A 19,722-nucleotide genomic window follows, 5' to 3' on the forward strand; every position below is an offset into this window, starting at 1 on the left:
GCTCACCCGAACTGGTCGACGGCGAGCTTGAGGACCATACCGCTCACTGCGACGAGCAGGACGATGCGCACGAAGCCGGAGCCCCGGCGCAGCGCCGTCCTCGCCCCGAGGGCGGCACCGACGACGTTGCCGACGGCCATCGTCGCGCCGAGGGACCACAGGACGTTTCCCTGCGCCGCGAAGACGCACAGCGCCCCCAGGTTCGTCCCGACGTTCACGACCTTGGCCATGGCCGCACTCTGGAGGAACTCCAGCGACAGCAGGCCGGTGAACGCCAGGATGAGAAACGTTCCGGTACCGGGCCCGAAGACCCCGTCGTAGAAGCCGACCCCGCAGCCCGCCAGGCAGATGACGAACAGGCGGCGCCGCCTGGTGACGACCTCGGCGCCCTGGACCGCGCCGAAACCCGGTTTGCTCGCGACGAACGCCGCCACCCCGATGAGCAGGGCCATCACGATCGGCCGGAACCAGTCGCCCGGCACGCTCGATGCCGACAACGCGCCCAGGCCGGCGGCCGGTACGGCCAGTAACGCGGCAGGCAGCGCCACCGAGCGGGGCACCTTGGTCCTGCGGACGAACGTGAGCGCGGCCGCCGATGTGCCCGTGATGGCAGTGAGTTTGTTCGTGCCCAGCGCTACCGCCGGCGGCAGCTGGGGGAAGGCCAGCAGAAGGGCGGGGATCAATATCAGGCCACCGCCCCCCACCACCGCGTCCACCCAGCCGGCCGCAATCGAAACACCGGTCAACTCCGCGATACTGGTGAGATCCACAATGTGTCGTTTCTCGTGTCGTGTCGGCTGCTCGCACCATCCCCGTCAGATCAGAAGAGGCCGGTGATGCGAGTCAGCGCCGGCACCACGCGGCGCTCGCCCATCATCTGCTCCGCCCAACGGGGAACGGCCCGCAGGGAGTAGCAGCGGCGCAGCCAGCGGTCCTTGCCGTCGTAGCAGGGCGTGAAGGAGGACCGGCCGTGGGCGGCGATGTGGTTGTCGACCAGCACCAGGTCACCCGGAGCGAGGATCACGTCGTGGCGCACCGACTCCAGGGCACGGGACAACGCACGCAGCGCCGCCTCGCCCTCGGCGTCCGTGGCGACCGTGTTGTGCGCGTTGAAGCGCATGAACGACTGCGGCGAACGGCCGAACAGCACGGGGTGCAGACCCGTCGTGGGACGCGGACCGTCGATGTGCCGGCTGAACGAGGTCGGATAGGCGCTCTGAAAACGGACCGACTGGAGAACCTCGCGCTCCCGGTCGGTCAGCAGAGGCTCCGCCTCCCGGACGGAGGCCACCCGGGTGGCCGCCACCCCCTCGTGATCCTGGCGAAGGCAGAGCAGGCCCAGGAAATCGGGGCGCAGGGGATGGTGGACATTCTCGGTGTGAAAATCGAAGTCCACCGCACCGCTGTTCTCAATGCGTGCCTCTTCGCCCTGCACGGGGTGGACCTCGTGGATCAACGCACCGTTCTTCTCGTCCTCGTAACCGATGAGCGAGCCGAGCAGATCGGCCACGAGCGTGAGCGTCCCGGAAGTCCCGTGCCCCGCAAGGGCCCGGGAACCATGCTGGACGGGCGTCGCCGGCACCTCGCCCACCTGAAGGCCCCGGATCAGCAGATAGCCGCTGCGGGACGCGCCGGAGGCAAAGGTCAGCAACGGGCCGCGGACGGCCGGCGGAACGTCCAGGAGGAGCTCGGCCAGGCCCGTGGTCGGAGCGCCGGCCAGTGCGGCGGCGCGCTGCGACAGCTCCCAGATCGTCCGGCTGTCCGCAGCCGACACCCGTAGTTCGACTCTGTCCAGTGCGGCAAGTTCCATCGGTATTCCCCCTCGTGCAGGGTAGGCGATCCCATATCGCCTGCTCGTTGCGTCAAAAGTAGACAGGCCCGATGTCATCCCGGTGTCAAACCTCTGCCAGCAACATGTTCTTGACTGCCGCGCGGGCTCTCGCCTAATTTCTCCCTCACCGCCGAAGCCCTTCCCGAAGGCGACGCCCCGCCCCACTTCCGGCCCTCGGAAAACCTGCGCCACCGCATGCACGCCAGACATGCGGGGAATTCCTGAAAGGCCGGGGAACATTCAATTCACCGGCATGGAAACGGAATTCGCGAGGCCGGCGGGGCGGCAGTCGCAGAGGCAACCGAGAACACTCCGAAATTCCGCCGAAGCCACATCCGCAACGGGGCGCCGACGAAACAGAGTTGCCGGCCGTCCGCAGTCCATGTCGCCAACGGGAGAGGTTCCGCATTGCCCCATGACCCGGTGACCTCCCCGCCGCGGGCCGCCGCGACCCCGCCGCCCGTCCCTCCCCGCTCTCGTGAAAGGACGTCCTCCGCCATGCCGGACCCGACCGCTTCCACCACGAGCCTCCGCCTGCCCGACGCGGTCAGGCTGCCAGGCGACTTCGACCCCGAGCGACTGGCCGAGGACCTGCGCAGTCTGCAGCAGTCCAACTGGCGCCCGCAGCAGCTCTACACCGACTCCGGACTGGGCAGCATCGCCCCGTTCGACTGGAAGGTGCTCCCGCTGCGCAGCGTCGCCGGCGCCCCGGACCGTACCGACCCCGGCGGCGCGGGGCTTGCGGAGTTCGCCGACACCCGCCACCTGGCGCACGCCCCGTACCTCGCCGAGATCCTGCGGGGAATCCCCGCACCCCTGCGCAGCGTCCGCCTGATGGCCCTGGGTCCGGGAGCCGCGACCCGGGTCCACGCCGAGACCAAGTACGGCTTCCCGTGGGGCACGGTGCGGCTGCACATCCCGCTCACCACCTCGCCGGGCGCCGAGCTGCTCTTCGGTGACGACGTCTACCAGTGGCAGCCGGGGACCTTCTGGTTCGGGCACTTCGGCCGCCCCCACAAGGTCCACAACACCGGTACCGGCATGCGCGTGCACATGGTGCTCGACTGCCTGGTGACGCCGGAACTCGTCCGCCTCTTCCCCGAGGACGTCGTCCCGGCGATCGACGCGGAGGTGATCTACGCCCGACCCGAGGTCCCGGTCACCGACCAGGAGTTGGCGGCCTGGCGCTGCACCTTCGACCTGCCGGAGTCCTTCGCCAACTGGGAAGAGCCGGACGGCGAGTTCCTCACGCCGCAGAAGCAGGTCACGGCATCGGTGGAGGCGGGGGAGGAGCGGCCGACGCTCTTCCTGGACGGGCAGCCGGCACTCGGGCTGGTGCACCTGGGCGACGGGGAGTTCCGCTTCGCCGGATGGACCGAGGAGCGCACCCTCCAGTTCGTGCCGGCCGAGGCCGGCCGGACGGACGTCGTCCTCCGCTCGCGGCGCGGCGCGGTGGTGCGCGAGCTCAGGCTCCCGGCAGCGGCCAAATGACCGACGACTGGCCGTTCCTGGGGCCCCTGGGCGGACTGGACCGTGACGCCTGGGACGCCCTGGCCGGCGACCGTCTGTACTCCTCCAGCCGATGGTTGGAACTGTGCGGGGCCGACCCCAGGAACCCGGCGGGCGCGGTCCACCTCCGCACCGCGGACGGCCGGCGGATCGGCGTCCCGGTCGCCGCCGTCACGGCCGAGCCCAACCCGTTCTACCGGTGGCAGGAGGAGCTGGCGGTGCGCGGGCTTCCCGCACCGCCCGCCACCGGCGTCCTGATCGGCCCGCATCGCGGCTACCAGACGCATCTGCTCCCGACCGGCACAGCTCTCCCGGACAGCGCCGTCGCCGCCATGGTCGCGCGGTTGACGGCGCTGCCGCGCCAGGCGGCCGACGCCGGCCTCCTGGGCGCCGAACCGCCCGCCGACCCGCCGTGCATGGCCATGTTCCTCACCACCGCCGACGTCCTACGGCTCCACCAGGCAGGTGTGCGGACGACGCCGCTGCTGCTGAAGGCGGACGCCTGGATCCGCGTACCGCAGGGCGGTTGGCCCGCCTGGCTGGAGTCACTGCCGGCCCGGCGGCGCGAACTCGTCCGGCGGGAGGTCCGCCAGTTCGACCGCGCGGGGTACCGGATCGTGGACACCACCCTCGCCGCCTGCTCCGAGACCGCCGCACGGCTGCTGTCCCTGACCGAGGCACGCTACGGACACACCACGACTCCCCAACAGCACGCGGTCTCCCTGGGCCGGCAGGCCGCCGCCATGGGAGAGTCCGCCCGCGTCCTGCTCTGCCTGCGCGGCGACGAGCCGGTCGGCTACTGCTGCTACTACCTCTGCGGCGACGTGCTGTACCTGCGGTCCGCGGGCTTCGACCACGCACGGGCACAGGGCGCCGCGGAATACTTCAACCTGGTCTACTACCTGCCCCTGCGGATCGCCGGCCAGGCAGGGGCGACCTGGGTGCACGCCGGGATCGAGGCCACCGAGGCAAAGGCCCTGCGCGGAGCCGAACTGCGCCCGCTCTGGCTTCTGGACCTGTCCGAGAACAGCGTGCTGCGCGGCCGCGACAGCGAGATCCGCCAGTGCAACGCCCACTCCTACGCGGAGTTGGCGGGACGGTCCTCGGCGATCGCCAAGGCGCTGCGGCAGCCCGAAGACGAGACACCGACCTGGGGCTGGGGGTGCCGGACATCAGCGGCCGCATCCTGACCCCGAGCACCGCCGGCAGGCAGCCCGAGCCGACCGACTTCCGGGTCTTCTGGTTCGGGCAGGCACTGGCACAGCTCGCCGGGCGCAGCGCCACCGTCGCCCTGCCCCTGCTGGCGGTGGTGGCCTTCGACGCCACGCCGGGCGAAGTGGGGCTGGTCAACGCGGCCCAGTCGATACCGGTGTTCGTGGCCACACTGGCGGCCGGAGTCTGGGTGGACCGCACCTCCCGCAGACGCAACCTCACCGTGGCACACACGCTCCGGGCGGCCTGTCTTCTCGCCCTGGCCACGGCATCCCTGATGGGCTGGTCGCCCCTGTCGCTGCTGTGCGCGGTGGGCTTCCTCCTCGGGGCGCTCGGCGCGTTGGCCGACGTCGCCGGCCAGGCACTCCTCCCCTCACTGGTCCCCACCGACCGACTCCTGCGCAGCAACACCAGGATCGAGACGACCACCGCCCTGGCGCAGGTCGTCGCCCCGGGAATCAGCGGGCTGCTGGTCAACGCGATCGCCGGAGTCGGCGCCGTATGGCCGCTGGCCCTGGGCCTGCTCGCCGCCGGGGCCTCACTCCGACTGATCCAGGCACGCGAACCGCACCCCACGCGGACGGCCGCGGAGCCCGATCGGACACCCCGGGCCGCGTTCCGCACCGTCACCCACGGCATCCGCTTCGTGGCCGGCAACCGGCTCCTGCGGCTCCTGGTGGTGCAGGCTGCCTGGTTCAACCTCTTCGAACAAGCCGTCCTCACGCTCTACCTCGTCTACGGCATCCGCACCCTGCACCTCTCCTCCGGCCTGGTGGGCCTGGCCATGACGCTGGGCGCACTCGGCACCTTCCTCGGCTCGTTCGCGGTACGCAGACTGCAACGGCGACTTGGCGTCATGCGCTCGCTCATCGTCAGCATCGGCGCCGCGTCCCTCGCACCGATCGTCCTCCCACTGGCCGCCGGGCCGGTCCCGGTCACGGTGCTGCTGTGCGCGCTCTCCTTCGTCGTGTACGGCTTCGGCCTGACCGTCTTCAACGTCTTCAGCGTCTCCATCCGGCAGCACGCCGCGCCCCAGGCACTGCTGGGCCAGGTCACGGCCGCATTCCGCGCGGTGGCGTTCGGAACCATCTGGATGGGCGCCGTCCTCGGAGGAGCCGCCGGCCAGTACCTCGGCCTGCGCGCCGGCCTGTTCGCCGCCGTCGCCGCGCTCGTCGCCGGATGGCTCGTGTGCAGCCTGCTCCTCCGACGCTGCGACACCAGCGCTCCCCACCTCACCGCATCCCTCGCAGGAGACCCGCAGTGACCCCTCGTCCGACCCGGCCCCCAGCCCTCGTGCTGCTGGGGAGACTGGCCACCCTGACCCGCCACGCCCGACTTGCCGAGGAAGCCAGGCAGCGAGGCCTTGAGGTGCTGGCGATCACCGGACCGACCGCCGACCACCAGGAACTCCTGGGCCTGATCGGCCGATCCGGCGGACCACTGGCCGTGGTGGCGGAAGCACACGGCGTCGAGAAACCCACCGTCGACCAGGTGCTCGCCTGCGCACAGCCCTGGTTCGACCGCTACGACATCCGGGCCGTGCTCTCCACCGGCGAACCCTTCCTGGAGCCCGCCGGCGTCCTGGCCGCCGGCCTCGGGTTGCCCGGACCCGGCTGGCAGGCCGCCCGGGTCTGCCGCGACAAGGCCCTGCAACGCATGCTCTTCCCCGACCTCTCACCCCCCTGGCGCCTGATTCCCCCCGACCAGCGCGCACACCTGGTGCCCGAGTCCCTCACTTACCCGGTGGTCGTGAAACCCACCACCAGGATGCAGAGTTCCGGCGTGGTCCGCGTGCGGCGGCCCGACCTGCTCGCCGACGTCCTGCGCGGCTATCCGGAAGACGAGTCGCTGATCGTCGAAGAGGTCGTCCCAGGACCCGAGTTCTCCGTCGAAACGCTCGTCCAACACGGCCGCGTGCTCTGGTCCGGGATCACCGCAAAGGACACCAACGAGCACGCGGGCGACTTCTTCACCGAGACCGCCCACACCTCACCTGCCGACGTGCCCGAAGCCACCCACCGGACACTCGACGAGGCCGCCGCCGACGTCGTACGACGACTCCACCTCCGCGACGGCATCACCCACGCCGAGTTCCGCCTCTCCCCACACGGCCCCGTCCTCATGGAAGTGGCCGCACGCGTCCCCGGCGACGGCATCACCCTGCTGTGGGAGTTGGCGACCGGCACCGCCATGGAACCGGTCCTGCTCGACATCGCCCTCTCGACCGAGACGCACTACCCCCCACCACGGCGCAGGGCACGCCACCGGTACCTCGACCACCCCCACGGCCGCCTGGTCGACGTGACGTCCACCGCCGCCCCCGTCTCCTGGGTGGTCAGGGACCGCCGGTGGCCCACCCCCACCCCCGCCACGCCGGACACCCCGCCACGCTGCGCGGCCGTCCTGGCCGGCCGCCTGCCCGGTGACCACCTCGGCGACCAGCGCGACTCCACCGCCCGCTCGGCCTCCGTCATCTGCGACGGACCGCTGGGCGAACCCCTGGACGGCACGGAGAATCGCGCCGTCGACGCCACCCACATCATCGTGGCACCCCCATCCCCCCTCCCTGCCTGAGACGGAGAGACCCGTGACCCGAGCGCTGCTCATCGTGGACATCCAGAACGACTTCTGCGAAGGGGGAACCCACGCCGTGCCCGGCGGCTCCCGCGTCGCGGCCGAAGTCACCCGGCACCTCACGGAAAACCACCTCCTCTACAGCGACCTCATCGCGATCCGGGACTTCCACCATCCCGGCACCGACGACGGCTCCGGGCAGGAACCGCACTGCGTACTGGGCACCCCCGGCATCGAGTTCCACCCGGACCTCCGACTCGGGCCCGCCATCCCGGTCTTCGAAAAGGGCGGCGGCCACGCGGCCTTCAGCGCCTTCGAAGGCCGTTGCAACGGCGTACTGCTCATCGACTGGCTGCGCGCGCAGCAGATCACCGACGTCGACGTCGTGGGCCTGGCGACGGACCTGTGCGTGCGGGCCACCGTGCTGGACGCCAGGGCGGCGGGCCTGCGCACCAACGTCCTGCTGAGCCTGGTCGCGGGGATATCACCGGAGCGGACCGCCCGCGCGCTGACCGAGATGCGCCAGGCCGGAGCCGTACTGGTCGAAGACCCCAGTCAGCTCCTCGCCAGGGAGGTCACCGCATGACGACCACCGAACCCGGACCAGGACCCCTGACCTCGGCGGTGCATCTGCCCGACCCGCCGGCGGTGGCCCAACGCCCCCTCGCACCCGCCCTGTACCGCAGCACCGGATACACCTTCGCCTCCACCGAGGAGAGCGTGGCCATCCGCACCGGCGCGCGCCCCGGCTACGTCTACAGCCGGGTCGACAACCCGACCGCGGACGCCCTGTCCGAGGCGGTTGCCGCGCTGGAAGGCGCCGGTGTGGACGAGGACGTCCACGGCCAGAGCTTCGGCTCCGGCATGGCGGCGATCACCGCGACGTTCATGGCTCACACCCAGGCCGGCGCGCACGTGGTCGCACCGCGCGAAATCTACGGCGGAACCCGCTCCCTCCTGCACGGGGTGCTCAGCCGCTTCGGCGTCACCAGCGACTTCGTCGACATCAGCGACGCCTGTGCAGTCCACGCGGCCCTGCGCCCGCAGACCCGCGTGCTCTTCGCGGAGACCCTCTCCAACCCCACCATGACCGTCGCCGACCTGGAGATGCTCGCCGACGCGGCACACGGGGCAGGCGCCCTGCTGGTGGTGGACTCGACCTTCGCCACCCCCTTCGTCTGCCGCCCGCTGGAACACGGCGCCGACCTCGTGCTGCACTCCGCCACCAAGTACATCGGCGGGCACTCCGACGCGACCGGCGGCATCGTCGTGGGACGCCCCGACCTCATCGCGCCACTGCGGTCGATCCGCCACACCACCGGCGCCGTACTCGCCCCCGACGAGGCCTATCTCCTGCGGCGGGGACTGGCGACCCTCCCGCTGCGCATGGCCCAACACTGCGCGTCCGCACGGAAGGTGGCGACGGCCCTCCAGCAGCACGGGGGAGTGGAACACCTCGACTACCCCGGCCTTCCCTCCCACCGCGGCCACAAACTGGCCCGACGCTACCTCGTCGACCCCGCCGGCGAACCGTGCTTCGGCGGCGTCGCCACCCTGCACGTCCGAGGCGGCGAACCCGCCGGCAGGGCCCTCGTCCAGAACCTCCAACTCATCACCCGCGCCTCCTCGTTGGGGGGTTCGCACACCGTCGCACAGCACGTCGCCTCCACGACCCACCGCCAGTTCACCCCCGACGAACTCGCCGCCGCCGGCATCACACCCGGGACGGTACGGCTCTCCATCGGCCTGGAAGACCCCCGCGACCTCATCGCCGACCTGCACCGGGCGCTGGACGAACTGCCCTGAGCCATAACGGGGATATCCCCACCACGCCCGGCCGACTGCCCTATTCTCCACTCCACCCACCCCGCCCTCGGCCCTCCCCGCACACCAGCACCTGAACTCCCCGCCCACGCCCATCCGAAAGACAGGAGAAGGAACGGCATGACTGACGCGACCCAGCTGCCCGGCCAGATCGAGGAGCGGCTGACGGCGCTCGGCATCGAGTACCGCCTGATGCACCATGAGGCGACCACCACCAGCGCGGAGTCCGCCCGGGTCCGCGGCGTCTCGCTCTCCAGCGGAGCCAAGGCGATGGTCGTCAAGGCCGCGGACACCTACTCGCTGTTCGTGATCCCGGCCGACCGCCGACTGAACTGGAAGCCCGTCAAGCGACTTCTCGGCTCGAAGTCGGCGCGCCTGGCCAGTGCGGACGAACTCCTGGAACGCACCGGACTGACCAAGGGCAGCGTCCCGCCGTTCGGCAACCTCGTCGGTCTTCCCGTCTACGTCGACCACGCGCTGCTGGACGAGCCGCTGGTGCGCTTCAACGCCGGCTCCCTGGTCTGCTCCATCGAAATGCCGGGCACGTCCCTGCTGGAGGCGGTCGAGGGCGAGCCCGGGGAGTTCGCCGAGCAGTAGGAACACCTGAAGCGGCCGGCGCGCGAGCGGGGCCGAGGGAAAGGCGCCTGAGGGGCACGGCCCGGTCAGGCGCCTTTTCGCGCCGGTGTGTTCGCCCCGCCGGCCCGCCCGCCACGGGGCTCGGGACCACGGCCGGCGGGCGTCGCCACCGGTCCGGGAGGGCCAGATCGCCACCCTTCTATACGTCGCATGTATACATGGGGGTTATAGTCAGCGGGTCCGTTGTTCGGCGACCTCGCCACCGGTCTGGAGAACCCCTGTGCTCAAAGGCAGTTCGATGCTTTCCGTCCTCCGCAGAACCCGCCTCGACGAGGTGCCCGCAGACCGTGGAGGCGAGCGGAAGGCGAGCGGCCCGGCCGGGGCGACGCGGCTGGCCGCCATCGACGGACTGCGCCTGGTGGCCGCCCTCGCTGTGGCCGCCTTCCACTACGTGGGCACGACGACCCCGCACTTCTGGGGCGACAACGACCCCAGGCAGTTCGCTCCGGTACTGCACGAGATCAGCCGATACGGCTGGCTGGGCGTGGAGTTCTTCTTCATGATCAGCGGATTCGTCATCTGCCTGAGCTGCTGGGGACGCACGCCCGTGCAGTTCGTCGTCTCCCGCATCTCCCGGCTCTTCCCGTCGTACTGGTGCGCCGTGGTGCTGGTCGTCGCACTGGTCCTGGTCGCCCGGCTCGGCCATCTCCAGGCAGCCACACCGATCGACCCCCGAACCATCCTGGGAAACCTGACGATGGTCCCCGGACCACTGGGACTCCAACTGATCGCAGGAGTTGCCTGGACGCTGTGGGTGGAGGCCCGCTTCTACCTGCTGATGGCGATCATGTTGTGCTTCGGCCTCACCTACCGCCGCATGCTCGCCTTCTGCGGGGCATGGCTCACCCTCGCCGTCATCGCCCGCGAACTCGACTCGACCGTCCTCGACGAGCTCTTCATCGGCAGGTACGCGGGCCTCTTCGTCACGGGAATCGCGCTCTACCTGATGCACCGCTTCGGACAGAACCTCGTCCTGTGGCTGCTGGCCGGATTCGCCTGGTGCTACGAACTCACCGTACTCAACGACCGGGTGGTCGCCCACGCCGTGAAGCCCGCCGACGGCGGCGGGATCTCCTGGGCCGTCTGCGCCGCGATACTGACCTGCTTCCTCGCCGTCCTCGCACTCGCCGGAATCGGCCCGCTCGCCCGGCTCCGATGGCGGTGGCTGGTGACCGCCGGCGCGCTCACCTACCCCTTCTACCTGGTGCACCAGAGCATCGGCATACCCGTGGCCAAGGGGCTGCTGCAGACCGTCCCCGCACTCGGCGTCCTCCCCTCGATGACTGTGGCAGCCGCCTTCTCCCTCCTGTTGTCGGCCGTCATCTACCGCACGGTCGAAAGCCCCCTCATGCGCGTGCTGCGCCGCCAGCTCACCCGCGGCATGAGCCCCGGGCAACGCCCGACGGACACCATCACGCCACACCGGGACGAACAGGCCGGCCCCCGAGGGCAGTTGGACCCGTCGACGGGAGAGCATCCCAACCCGAACCTGCCCCTGCCGGCGGACGCGCGCCGCATCCCCACCGACGCGTGAACCGAAGCGGCACACCACCCCTTCCCTGAAGGGCGGCCCGCCGCCTGCGCCGAACTCCGTTGCGGGTTCGGCGCATCGCGGCGGTCCCGGTCACCTCGTGATCCGCAACATGCCTGGGGGAGAGGGCGCCGGCTCCGGCAGCCGCAGCGGCGAGCGGCCCGGCGTGATGCTCCCCAGAAGCGCGGCCTGGCGGGCGCCGGTGGTGGCGGCGATGGTGCCAGGCAGCCCGTGGAACGTGAGAAACCCCAGGATCGCGAAGGCCAGGGCCTCCTTCGCCGCCGAGGGAAGGCCGAGAGCATCGCTCAACCGCAGGGGCACGCCCGGGAGTTCCTCGGTAAGCATCCGCAGCAGCGTGGGGTTGCGGGTGCCGCCGCCGGAGACGACGAGTTCGGTGACATGGTGGGCGCGGCAGGCGTCGGCGACGGTGACGGCGGTCAGCCGGGTCAGCGTGGCCAGCACGTCGTCGGCGTCGAGACCCGGCGTCGCCTGCAACGCCTGTTGCAGATAGGGCAGATGGAAGTGCTCCTTGCCGGTGGTCTTGGGGGCGGGCCTGCGGTAGTACGGGTCGGCCAGGAGGAAGCGGAGCAGGCCGGGGTCGGACCGGCCGGCGGCGGCCCGGCGCCCGTCCTCGTCGTAGTGCGCCGCGCCGCCGGTGAAGTGGCGCACGGCGGCGTCCAGAAGGGCGTTGGCGGGGCCCGTGTCGAAGGCCGACGGTGCGGCGTCGGGCGCGACGACGGTGAGGTTGGCGATACCTCCGAGATTGAGCGCCGCCGGTATGCCGGGCCGCGCCCGCAGCAGCAGGGTGTCCGTCATGCTCACCAGCGGGGCCCCCTGCCCGCCGGCGGCCACGTCCTTGCTGCGCAGGTCGGAGACGACGGGCAGCCCGGTCCGCTGGGCGATCCAGGCGGGCTGGCCGAGTTGGAGCGTGCCGTGGACGGTGCCGCCGCCGACCCAGTGGTAGAGGGTCTGGCCGTGCGAGACCACGAGGTCGGCGGCGTCGGCGCACAGCTCGTGCAGGGCGCGTGCGGCGGCGCCGGCGAAGGCATGACCGATGCCGGTGTCCAGGGCGCAGACGGTCTGCGCGGTGAGGGTGGCCGGCGGCAGTGCGGCGGCGAGGAGGTCCCGCAGCTCGTCCGGGTAGGGGACCGAGAGGTGCCCGAGCGGCCGCAGACACAGGGTGTCGCCGTCGAGGACGAGGTCCGCGGCGGCGGCGTCGATGGCGTCATAGGAGGTGCCCGACATCAGACCGATCACGCGCAGGGCACCACCGGGCATCGTCGCCGCACGGCCGGGTTGGGGGAGCGACATGGTTCCTTCCTCCGAACTGATCGCGGTGCGGCTGCGGCCCGCCGACCGGCGCGACGCCCTTGCCGCGCCGGCCGAGCAGAGAGTGATCGGTGCGTTCCTCGTGCCGCCTCGCACCTGTCCTACGCGACGACGGGGAGCGGGATCAACACCAAGGCAACGGAAAGGTGCCGCGGCCCGGTCAGGTGTTGTCCGTGTACGTGAACTCGTCGGCCGGGCCGGTGGGCGACGTGGCCACGCCGACCTGCACGGTGACGTCCACCGTCTTCTCCTTGTCCTCCTTCGCGCCGTTCGCCCGCGCCCCGTTCGCGTTCGGCTCGTCCGTCTGCGGCTCGCCGGGAAGGCGACTCGGCACCGTCGCCCTGATGAGGGTCGCGGACTCGACGCTGACCGAGTCCGCGTCGCGGTTCTTGAACCGCACGGTGGCCCCCTGGGCGAACCCCGAGCCCTCGATGCCGACATGGGTGCCGGCCGGCCCGCTGTTCGGGGAGACCGCGCTGACCACCACGGGCGGCGGCCCGCCGTAGGCGAACCGCCCGAGCGGGACGGCGGGCGACGTACCGAGCATGGTGGTGACACGGACATCGACGATGCCGGCCCCCTCCGGCACGACCGCCCTGATCCACCGGCCGGCCAGGTCCACGAGAAAGTCCGGGCACGGGATGGGGCCGAAGTCGACGACGCTGTCCGGAGTGAAGCCGACGCCGAAGACGGTGAGTTGTGTGCCGCCTTCCGCGGCGGTGGCGGACAGCGAGGTCACCACCGGGCCGGCGGGGAGGACGGGGGCGTCCAGCAGACGCAGATACGTGGCGTTGGCATGCTGGAAGGCGACCTGCCCCAGGAAGTCGTCGGTCGTCTGGTTGACGAGTTCCTTGTCGTGCACCAGATAGTGCTTGTTGCGGGCGGAGGGGTCCTTGGCGTTGGGCTGGACGTAGTGGTTGTGCTTCTTCAGCTTGTCGATCTCCACCAGCAGGGCCCGCACCTCGTCGGTCGCCTTCGGACCCGGGGGTGTGGGGTACCACTTCTCGGCCTTGAGCAGTTCGGACCAGGCCAGCGGGACGATGTCGTACGCGTTGATGTGGCGCTCGTTCAGGCGCCAGTTCAGGGAGTCGACGTAGTCGGCGAAGCTCTTCAGACCGGCGGTGGGAGCGGCGAAGGTGAGCAGCGCGAACTGCGGCGTGTTCGCGGGCCAGCTCTGGGTCAGGAGGTACGGGGCCACCATGGTGGCGATACAGCCGCCGAGGCTGTGGCCGGTGACGTAGACCGTCGGCCGGGGCGTGGACGGCACGGAGGCCAGGAGGTCGGCGAGGGCGCGCACGAGGGTCGTGCCCCAGGGAACGGCGCTGTCCGGTGGGCCGGGGTCGGCGTCCGGTGCCGGCTCGGCGGACGTGCCTGTGGTGCCACGGGCGTTGACGACCTGCGTGAACGCCGCCATGGCGCCGGCCGAGACGGCGGCGTTCGCCGATCCGCCGACGGTGAAGGGGACCACCGTGCCGACATCGAGGTCCTCCATGGTGTCGGTGGCGTTGCCGACCGTGCCGCGGACGACCACGGCGAACCGGTTCGAACCATCGGCATTCCAGGCGATGTAGACGAGGTTCGCGTTGTCCGGACTGATCGCCAACCACTTCAGCTGCCAGGTCCCGCGCGTGGCGAGCGTGGAGTCCGCAAGCTGCGCGGTGATCCCGCGCATGGCGCGCCGGGCCTGCGTCTGCACGGTCTCGCCCGACGGGCGCGGGGTTGCCGCCGTGGCGGCCATCGCGGCGAGTGTCATGGTGACTTGCGCGGGCGTCGGGTCCGCCTGGGCCGTCGTCGTCATACGTGCTCCTTGTGGGCGGCCGGACGGAGGGGGCCGCGGCGGCCGCCGCGTACGGGCCTGTGAGGTCCGGCCCCGGGCTCGTGCGCCGGCGGGTGCGCACCTCACCAACTGTCGCGTTGAGCCTATGCATCCCGTTTCATGCCGCTTGGCCGCCGGGGGCCTCGCCCGCCACGACGTCGCGGATTTCAGGCGCCTGGCCCAGTCCCGGGCGGGCGGGCCGGGCCGCCCAGGTGTCCCGCTCCCCGCGAACCGCCGCGCGCCCGCCGCGCCGACCTCTGCCCGCTACCGCATCGACACCCAGGGCGCCGTCACCACCGGCGCCGGGCACCGCTTCGAGGGCGTCAAGGGCGCGCTCAGGTCCCCGTCCCGCGCCACTGGTCTGCCGTCATCCGCCAGACGACATGGATCCCCACTTCACCGGATGCGGAGGGCCCTTCAGGCACCGGAACGCGTTCGACCTCGGTGAAACCCAGGCGGCGGGCGACGGCGCCACTGGCCGGGTTGGCGGCGTCGTGACGGATCTCCACACGGTCGATGCCGGCCAGGTGGAAAGCCTGGCCGACCAGGGCCGCCGCAGCCATCGTCGCGAGACCTCGTCCCGTCCGACGAGGATGAATCCAGTAGCCGATGTCGAGTGCGCCCGCACCGATACGGCGGTGCAGACCGCAGCTGCCGATCACCACACCGTCCGAGGTGATCGCATAGTTGAAGGCCTGCCCGGTCTCCCACTCGTCGTGGCTGCGGACCAGGAAGTCGGCGGACTGCTGTCTGCTGTGGTGGGCTGCCCAGGGCATCCACGGCACGAGACGGTCCAGGGATTCATGGGTCGCCCGGTGCAGGGCGTCAAGATCGGTCACGCGCCATCGGCGCAGTTCGACCCGATCGGAACTGAGGCTTTCGGCAGGCTCGTCCATGCCCCGGATGCTCTCGCAGCCCAGCCGATCCCTACCACGCAATATCACCCGCACACCTCCCGCCCCGGCACGGCCAGGACGCATCAGGCAGCAGGGCCGTCAGTTCCCATGACCCTCCGCGGCACAGCGGCCGCAGCCCACCAGACCCTGCATGTCCGATAGCTGCCAGCACCCAGCCCCCGCTCCTGGCAGGGTTTTTGGCGTGCTTGACTTTGAACGCTGCTGGCGCGCCACGCTGAGTCGGGACACCCGTTTCGACGGGCTGTTCTACTCCGCCGTGGTCACCACCGGTATCTACTGCCGCCCGAGTTGTCCCGGCTGCCCCAAGCGCCAGAACGTCCGGTTCTACCGGAGTGCGGCCGCCGCCCAGGAAGCCGGCTACCGCGCCTGCAAACGCTGCAACCCCGACGCCAGCCCCGGCTCGCCGGAAGGGAACCTGCGCGCCGATGCCGTGGGCCGGGCCATGCGCCTGATCGCCGACGGTGTCTGCGACCGCGAGGGCGTCGCCGGACTGGCCGCGCGACTGGGCTACACCACCCGGCACCTGCACCGACCTGGCCGCCGGAGACCTGACCCTGAGCGACGGCGGCGACCGCACGGAGACCGAGCGCCGACTGACGCAGGCCGGCCTGAACGGAAACGGAGCCGCCTATCTCGTCATGCGGGCCCTCAAGGACCCTGACGTGTTCCTCACCCAGGCACCCGCGACCCGCCGGGCCCTGCACGGCCTGGGACAGCCGAACGGCCTCGCCCCGGCAACGCGCCGCGCCGAGCACTGGCGCCCCTGGCGTTCCTACGCCCTCATGCAGCTGTGGAACCTCCGCCCGGGCGACACCGAGATCTTCACGCCGGCGCACCAAACCCCGCCACAACCCGCCACGTTGGCCGCATGAGCGCCCCCGCAACGCACCCCGAAACCGAGCTGGGAATCCCATGACCTCGAAACTCCGCCTGAGCCATGCGGCCGGCACCCTGATCGTCAGCAGCGTGACCACGTTTCTGCTGCCCCTGGACTACACGGTCGCCTCGGTTGCCCTGCGCGACATACACCGCGACTTCCCCGTCGGGTTCAGCGACCAGCAGTGGGTGATCAACGGCTACACCATGGCGTTCGCCGCCTTGCTGATGGCCGGCGGCGGTCTGGCCGATCTGCTCGGCCGCCGGAAGGTGTTCCTGTCCGGCCTCGCCCTCTTCACCGCCGCCTCCCTGCTCGCCGGCCTGGCCCCCGCCATGCTCTGGCTCAACCTCGGACGCGTCGCCCAAGGCATCGGCGCAGCCGGGATGTTCAGCTCCTCACTGGCCCTTCTCGTCCAGGAGTTCACGGGCCCGCGCCGCGCCCATGCCTTCGCGGTCTTCGGCGTCGCCTCCGGGCTGGGGGCGTCCCTGGGGCCGTTCATCGGTGGGCTCGCCGTGGACCTGGGCGGCTGGCGATGGGCATTCCTGCTCAACGTGCCGTTCGGCATCGCCATGCTCGTCCTGGGGCTGATGCGCACCCGGGATTCCCACGACCCCCAGGCCACACGCCTGGACCTCAAGGGACTGGTGCTCTTCAGCGGAGCGGTCCTCCTGACCGTCCACGCCCTCGTCACGGCACCGCAGACCGGCTGGACCAGCCCCACCACCCTCGCCACCCTGGCCGCCGCGGCCGTGCTCACCCTCGTCTTCGTCCCCGTGGAACTGCGGCAGCCCTACCCGCTGATCGACCTGCGGCTGTTCACCGACCGCACCTTCCTCGGCGCCAGCCTGGCGCCCCTCGTGCTGTCCATCGCCTTCTGGGGCCTGTTCCTGTACACACCGCTCTACTTCCAAGGCGTACTCGGCTACAGCCCCCTCCAGGCAGGCATGGCCATGCTGCCCTTCGCCGTCCCGCTGTTCGGCGCCGGCCCGCTCGGGGCCCGCCTGGCCCACCGCATCTCCTCGCGCGCGCTGCTGGGCACCGGTCAACTCCTGGTGGCGGCCGGAGCAACTCTCCTGGCCTGCGCACCACTTCACGGCGACTGGACCAGCTACGCGATCGGCGGACTTGTCAGCGGCCTGGGAACCGGACTGATCAACGGAGAGATGAGCAATGTGGCCCTCAGTATCGTGCCCGCCGCCCGCTCCGGAATGGCCTCGGGAATCAACTCCACCATGCGCATCGTCGGCATGAACGCCGGCTTCGGCGGTATCGGCGCGGTACTGGCCATGGCCGTCACCGACGACCTGACCGCCCGGACCAACCGACTCCACGGCCTGCACCACAACCTGCACACCCTGGCCACCGACGTGGCCACAGGCAACCTCAACGGCACCGCCGCCACCGTCCCCGCAACGCTGCGCGAGGGATTCCGGACCGCGGCCGCCCACGCCTTCGCCACCGGCATGCGGTCGGCCTTCACCGTCGGCGCCTGCGTGGCACTCCTGGGCGCCGCCACCAGCTTCACCCTGATCCGCCCACCAGAGACAGACACCACTTGGGAACCCGGCGACACCCCTCAGCCCGCTGAGACCGCACTCTCGGGCATCCCGACCCCTGGGCGGTGACGACATCCAGCTCCGCCGAGATCATCACGGCGGCGATGCCGGACTTCAGGACCGCGCGGCCGTTGCCCTCTCAACCTCGTGCAGACCGGCCTCGGCGGCGCCGCGGCTGAGGGGGTCGAGCCCGAAGGCCGCGACGGGGCCGTGTGCGCCGGGCCTGAGGGCGGCGTCCGGTTCGGCGGCGCGGGTGGCGCCCCAGGCCAGCAGGGATGCGGTCATCTCGTAGGGGTCGGGACCGGTCAGCGCCGTGGTGGCCAGGGGCCGGCCCGATGCATCCCGGGCGACCGCGATCACCAGGGAACGACCGTCGCGGTCCGGCTCCCGATGCGATCCGGGCAGCCGCTTCGACAGCCATGTCACCGCGGCCCGCCCCTGCGCCGACCGCATCAGCGGCCTGGACAGCGTGACGGCCCTCCGCGCCGGACGCGTCCACCCCGCGAACCAGCCCAGGCCCAGATCGACGGTCTCCAGATGGGGGAAGACTTCCGGCAGCCCCAGGTGCTCCGAGCCGCCCACGCTCGTCGCGGTGCGCCGCACGCCGGCGTAGCGGAAGGTCAGCAGGCGCTTGCCGAGAGGCTCCGCGCCCAGGCGCGCGGGGGCTCCCGGGCGCGGGCTGCGATAGGACAGCGCGTCATCCGGCATCGTGGCCACCAGCGTGGCGCGCGTTCCCCCGCTGGTCAGGGTGAAGAAGTCACGCAGGGTGCTGCGGTATCGCAGTTCGTCACCGCGCCCGGAACGGGAGAAGAAGTAGCCGACCTCGATGTGGCGAGCGCTCTCGCCGGCCCGCGTCAGCGCGAGCGCTCCGGCGAGGTTGCCCGGCACGTAGTCGTAGCCGAACGCCAGCACGAGGCTCGCCCCGCTTGCGGCCGCGACGCCGTCCAACCCGAAGACGCGCCGCACGAAGGGCGCCTCGCCCGTGGAGTCGAGATAGTGCGCCCCGGCCCTGGCGGCCGCCGTGACCGTCGCCATCCCGAGCTGCGCGAACGGCCCGACGGTGGAGACGACCACGTCCTTGGGCCCGAAGAGCCGCGCGAGGTCGGCCGCGGAGGTGACGTCCACCTCGGCCACCGGGAGGTCGGCCTGGAGGCGCTGCGCCACGCCCAGCATCTTGGCGCGGTTCCGTCCGGCCAGCGTCGGTGACTGGCCCCGGGCGAGCAGCTCCCGCAGCACTCGCTGCCCGGTGTATCCCGTCGCGCCCAGCAATACGATCCTGCGTTCTCCCATGGCTCCGCCTTCGGTCACGTGGTGGAGAGGATTATTCACCAACCTGCGGTCATTCACCGACCCTCGGTCAATGACTCTACGATAGTCCTCATGACAAGGCCAAGCCGACGGCAGATGTACGCAGAGCAGACCCGAGCAGCACTGGTGGAGGCCGCCCGCAAGCTGTTCGTGGCCAAGGGATTCGCCGACACCTCGGTCGAGGCGATCACCAAGTCGGCGCTCGTGAGCAAGGGCACCTTCTACCACCACTTCCCGGACAAGACGGCGATGTTCGCCGAGCTCTACACGGAGCGGATCGAGCAGGTCGCCGCCCTGGTCGACGCGACGTCCGAGGCCGTCGGCACCGCACCCGACGGGCAGGTCCTCGCCCCGGCCCGCGACCTCACACTCGGCTTCCTGCGGCGGACCATCGACGACCCGCTGCACCGCGAACTGATGGCCCAGGCACCCTCGGTCCTCGGCAAGCGCTACCGGGAGATCAACGACAGGATCGCCCAGCCGGCACTGGAACGCCTGCTCGCCGCCATGGCCGAACGCGGAGCCCTCAAACCCCACGTGCCGATCGCCACCGTCGCCCGCCTGCTGCTGTCCGGCCTCTGCGAAGGCAACCAGATCATCGCGGCCGCGGCTGACCCCGAGGACGCCCTGGCCGGAACGGGAAAGGCGCTCGCCCTCCTGCTGTCGGGCCTGGCAGCCGACCGCAACACCGGCGAAAACCGCTGACCGGACGCCGACCCCGTCGACGGAACCGGCCGAGCGGTCGAAGGCGCAGATGTTGTCCAGGCTCGGCTGCCCCCCCCGAGGCGCGACGTGACGGCTC

Annotated in this window: 17 protein-coding genes and 1 pseudogene; 12 read left to right on the plus strand and 6 right to left on the minus strand. The window is 71.2% G+C overall.

Annotated elements, in window-relative coordinates; translation table 11 throughout:
• Window positions 1-2 precede the first annotated feature (2 nt).
• Together ACIQE0_RS31355 and ACIQE0_RS31360 are read right to left on the minus strand one after the other, a co-directional pair.
• On the minus strand, window positions 3-770 hold the full coding sequence (locus tag ACIQE0_RS31355; protein WP_366332034.1) for a TSUP family transporter: 768 nt from the start codon (window positions 768-770) through the stop codon (window positions 3-5).
• Between the two features lie 50 nt (window positions 771-820).
• Window positions 821-1,810 (minus strand): TauD/TfdA family dioxygenase, encoded by a 990-nt coding sequence (locus ACIQE0_RS31360; protein ID WP_384100115.1) that lies wholly within the window; start codon window positions 1,808-1,810, stop codon window positions 821-823.
• Window positions 1,811-2,329: 519 nt separating this feature from the next.
• Here ACIQE0_RS31360 and ACIQE0_RS31365 point away from each other — a divergent pair.
• The 8 genes from ACIQE0_RS31365 to ACIQE0_RS31400 all read left to right on the plus strand — a co-directional run bounded on the left by ACIQE0_RS31365 (window position 2,330) and on the right by ACIQE0_RS31400 (window position 11,120).
• The gene (locus ACIQE0_RS31365; RefSeq protein ID WP_402338646.1) at window positions 2,330-3,322 is read left to right on the plus strand and encodes an aspartyl/asparaginyl beta-hydroxylase domain-containing protein; all 993 of its coding nucleotides are present in this window, start codon (window positions 2,330-2,332) and stop codon (window positions 3,320-3,322) included.
• A complete protein-coding gene (locus tag ACIQE0_RS31370; RefSeq protein ID WP_366332031.1) occupies window positions 3,319-4,530 on the plus strand; it encodes a GNAT family N-acetyltransferase in 1,212 nt (403 codons plus the stop codon). Before ACIQE0_RS31365 ends, ACIQE0_RS31370 begins: the two co-directional genes overlap by 4 nt.
• Entirely contained in the window at window positions 4,503-5,816 is a 1,314-nt protein-coding gene (locus tag ACIQE0_RS31375) for an MFS transporter (protein ID WP_402338647.1), read from the plus strand. Before ACIQE0_RS31370 ends, ACIQE0_RS31375 begins: the two co-directional genes overlap by 28 nt.
• Window positions 5,813-7,126, plus strand: a complete 1,314-nt coding sequence (locus ACIQE0_RS31380; RefSeq protein WP_402338648.1) for an acetyl-CoA carboxylase biotin carboxylase subunit family protein — start codon at window positions 5,813-5,815, stop codon at window positions 7,124-7,126. Before ACIQE0_RS31375 ends, ACIQE0_RS31380 begins: the two co-directional genes overlap by 4 nt.
• A 13-nt stretch (window positions 7,127-7,139) precedes the next feature.
• Window positions 7,140-7,712 (plus strand): isochorismatase family protein, encoded by a 573-nt coding sequence (locus ACIQE0_RS31385; RefSeq protein WP_402338649.1) that lies wholly within the window; start codon window positions 7,140-7,142, stop codon window positions 7,710-7,712.
• Complete coding sequence (locus ACIQE0_RS31390; RefSeq protein WP_402338650.1) at window positions 7,709-8,932, plus strand: trans-sulfuration enzyme family protein; 1,224 nt, start codon at window positions 7,709-7,711, stop codon at window positions 8,930-8,932. Before ACIQE0_RS31385 ends, ACIQE0_RS31390 begins: the two co-directional genes overlap by 4 nt.
• Window positions 8,933-9,070: 138 nt before the next feature.
• Window positions 9,071-9,547, plus strand: a complete 477-nt coding sequence (locus tag ACIQE0_RS31395; protein ID WP_366332026.1) for a YbaK/EbsC family protein — start codon at window positions 9,071-9,073, stop codon at window positions 9,545-9,547.
• 277 nt (window positions 9,548-9,824) lie between these two features.
• A complete protein-coding gene (locus ACIQE0_RS31400) occupies window positions 9,825-11,120 on the plus strand; it encodes an acyltransferase family protein (RefSeq protein WP_402338651.1) in 1,296 nt (431 codons plus the stop codon).
• Window positions 11,121-11,210: 90 nt separating this feature from the next.
• On the opposite strand, the gene ACIQE0_RS31405 is transcribed toward ACIQE0_RS31400, so the two are convergent.
• From ACIQE0_RS31405 to ACIQE0_RS31415, 3 genes are all read right to left on the minus strand, one after another.
• Complete coding sequence (locus tag ACIQE0_RS31405) at window positions 11,211-12,380, minus strand: anhydro-N-acetylmuramic acid kinase (protein WP_402338679.1); 1,170 nt, start codon at window positions 12,378-12,380, stop codon at window positions 11,211-11,213.
• A gap of 226 nt (window positions 12,381-12,606) precedes the next feature.
• On the minus strand, window positions 12,607-14,244 hold the full coding sequence (locus tag ACIQE0_RS31410) for an IPT/TIG domain-containing protein (protein WP_402338652.1): 1,638 nt from the start codon (window positions 14,242-14,244) through the stop codon (window positions 12,607-12,609).
• A gap of 353 nt (window positions 14,245-14,597) precedes the next feature.
• On the minus strand, window positions 14,598-15,158 hold the full coding sequence (locus tag ACIQE0_RS31415; protein ID WP_402338653.1) for a GNAT family N-acetyltransferase: 561 nt from the start codon (window positions 15,156-15,158) through the stop codon (window positions 14,598-14,600).
• A 151-nt stretch (window positions 15,159-15,309) separates the two neighbouring features.
• Between ACIQE0_RS31415 and ACIQE0_RS31420 the strand changes: the two are divergent.
• The 3 genes and pseudogenes from ACIQE0_RS31420 to ACIQE0_RS31430 form a co-directional block, all read left to right on the plus strand.
• A pseudogene (locus tag ACIQE0_RS31420) lies at window positions 15,310-15,711 on the plus strand (Ada metal-binding domain-containing protein); the annotation flags it as partial.
• Window positions 15,641-16,051: a hypothetical protein gene (locus ACIQE0_RS31425; protein WP_366332120.1), complete on the plus strand. Its 411-nt coding sequence runs from the start codon at window positions 15,641-15,643 to the stop codon at window positions 16,049-16,051. The pseudogene ACIQE0_RS31420 and the gene ACIQE0_RS31425, both read left to right, overlap by 71 nt.
• A gap of 40 nt (window positions 16,052-16,091) precedes the next feature.
• Window positions 16,092-17,681: an MFS transporter gene (locus tag ACIQE0_RS31430; protein ID WP_402338654.1), complete on the plus strand. Its 1,590-nt coding sequence runs from the start codon at window positions 16,092-16,094 to the stop codon at window positions 17,679-17,681.
• Window positions 17,682-17,726: 45 nt separating this feature from the next.
• On the opposite strand, the gene ACIQE0_RS31435 is transcribed toward ACIQE0_RS31430, so the two are convergent.
• Window positions 17,727-18,902, minus strand: coding sequence for a saccharopine dehydrogenase NADP-binding domain-containing protein (locus ACIQE0_RS31435; RefSeq protein ID WP_402338655.1), 1,176 nt, complete (start codon window positions 18,900-18,902; stop codon window positions 17,727-17,729).
• 90 nt (window positions 18,903-18,992) lie between these two features.
• Here ACIQE0_RS31435 and ACIQE0_RS31440 point away from each other — a divergent pair, with 90 nt between their 5' ends.
• Window positions 18,993-19,625, plus strand: coding sequence for a helix-turn-helix domain-containing protein (locus tag ACIQE0_RS31440; protein WP_366332020.1), 633 nt, complete (start codon window positions 18,993-18,995; stop codon window positions 19,623-19,625).
• The last annotated feature ends 97 nt before the right edge of the window (window positions 19,626-19,722 follow it).

The sequence above is a fragment of the Streptomyces sp. NPDC093097 genome, from assembly GCF_044754325.1.
GTDB lineage: Bacteria > Actinomycetota > Actinomycetes > Streptomycetales > Streptomycetaceae > Streptomyces.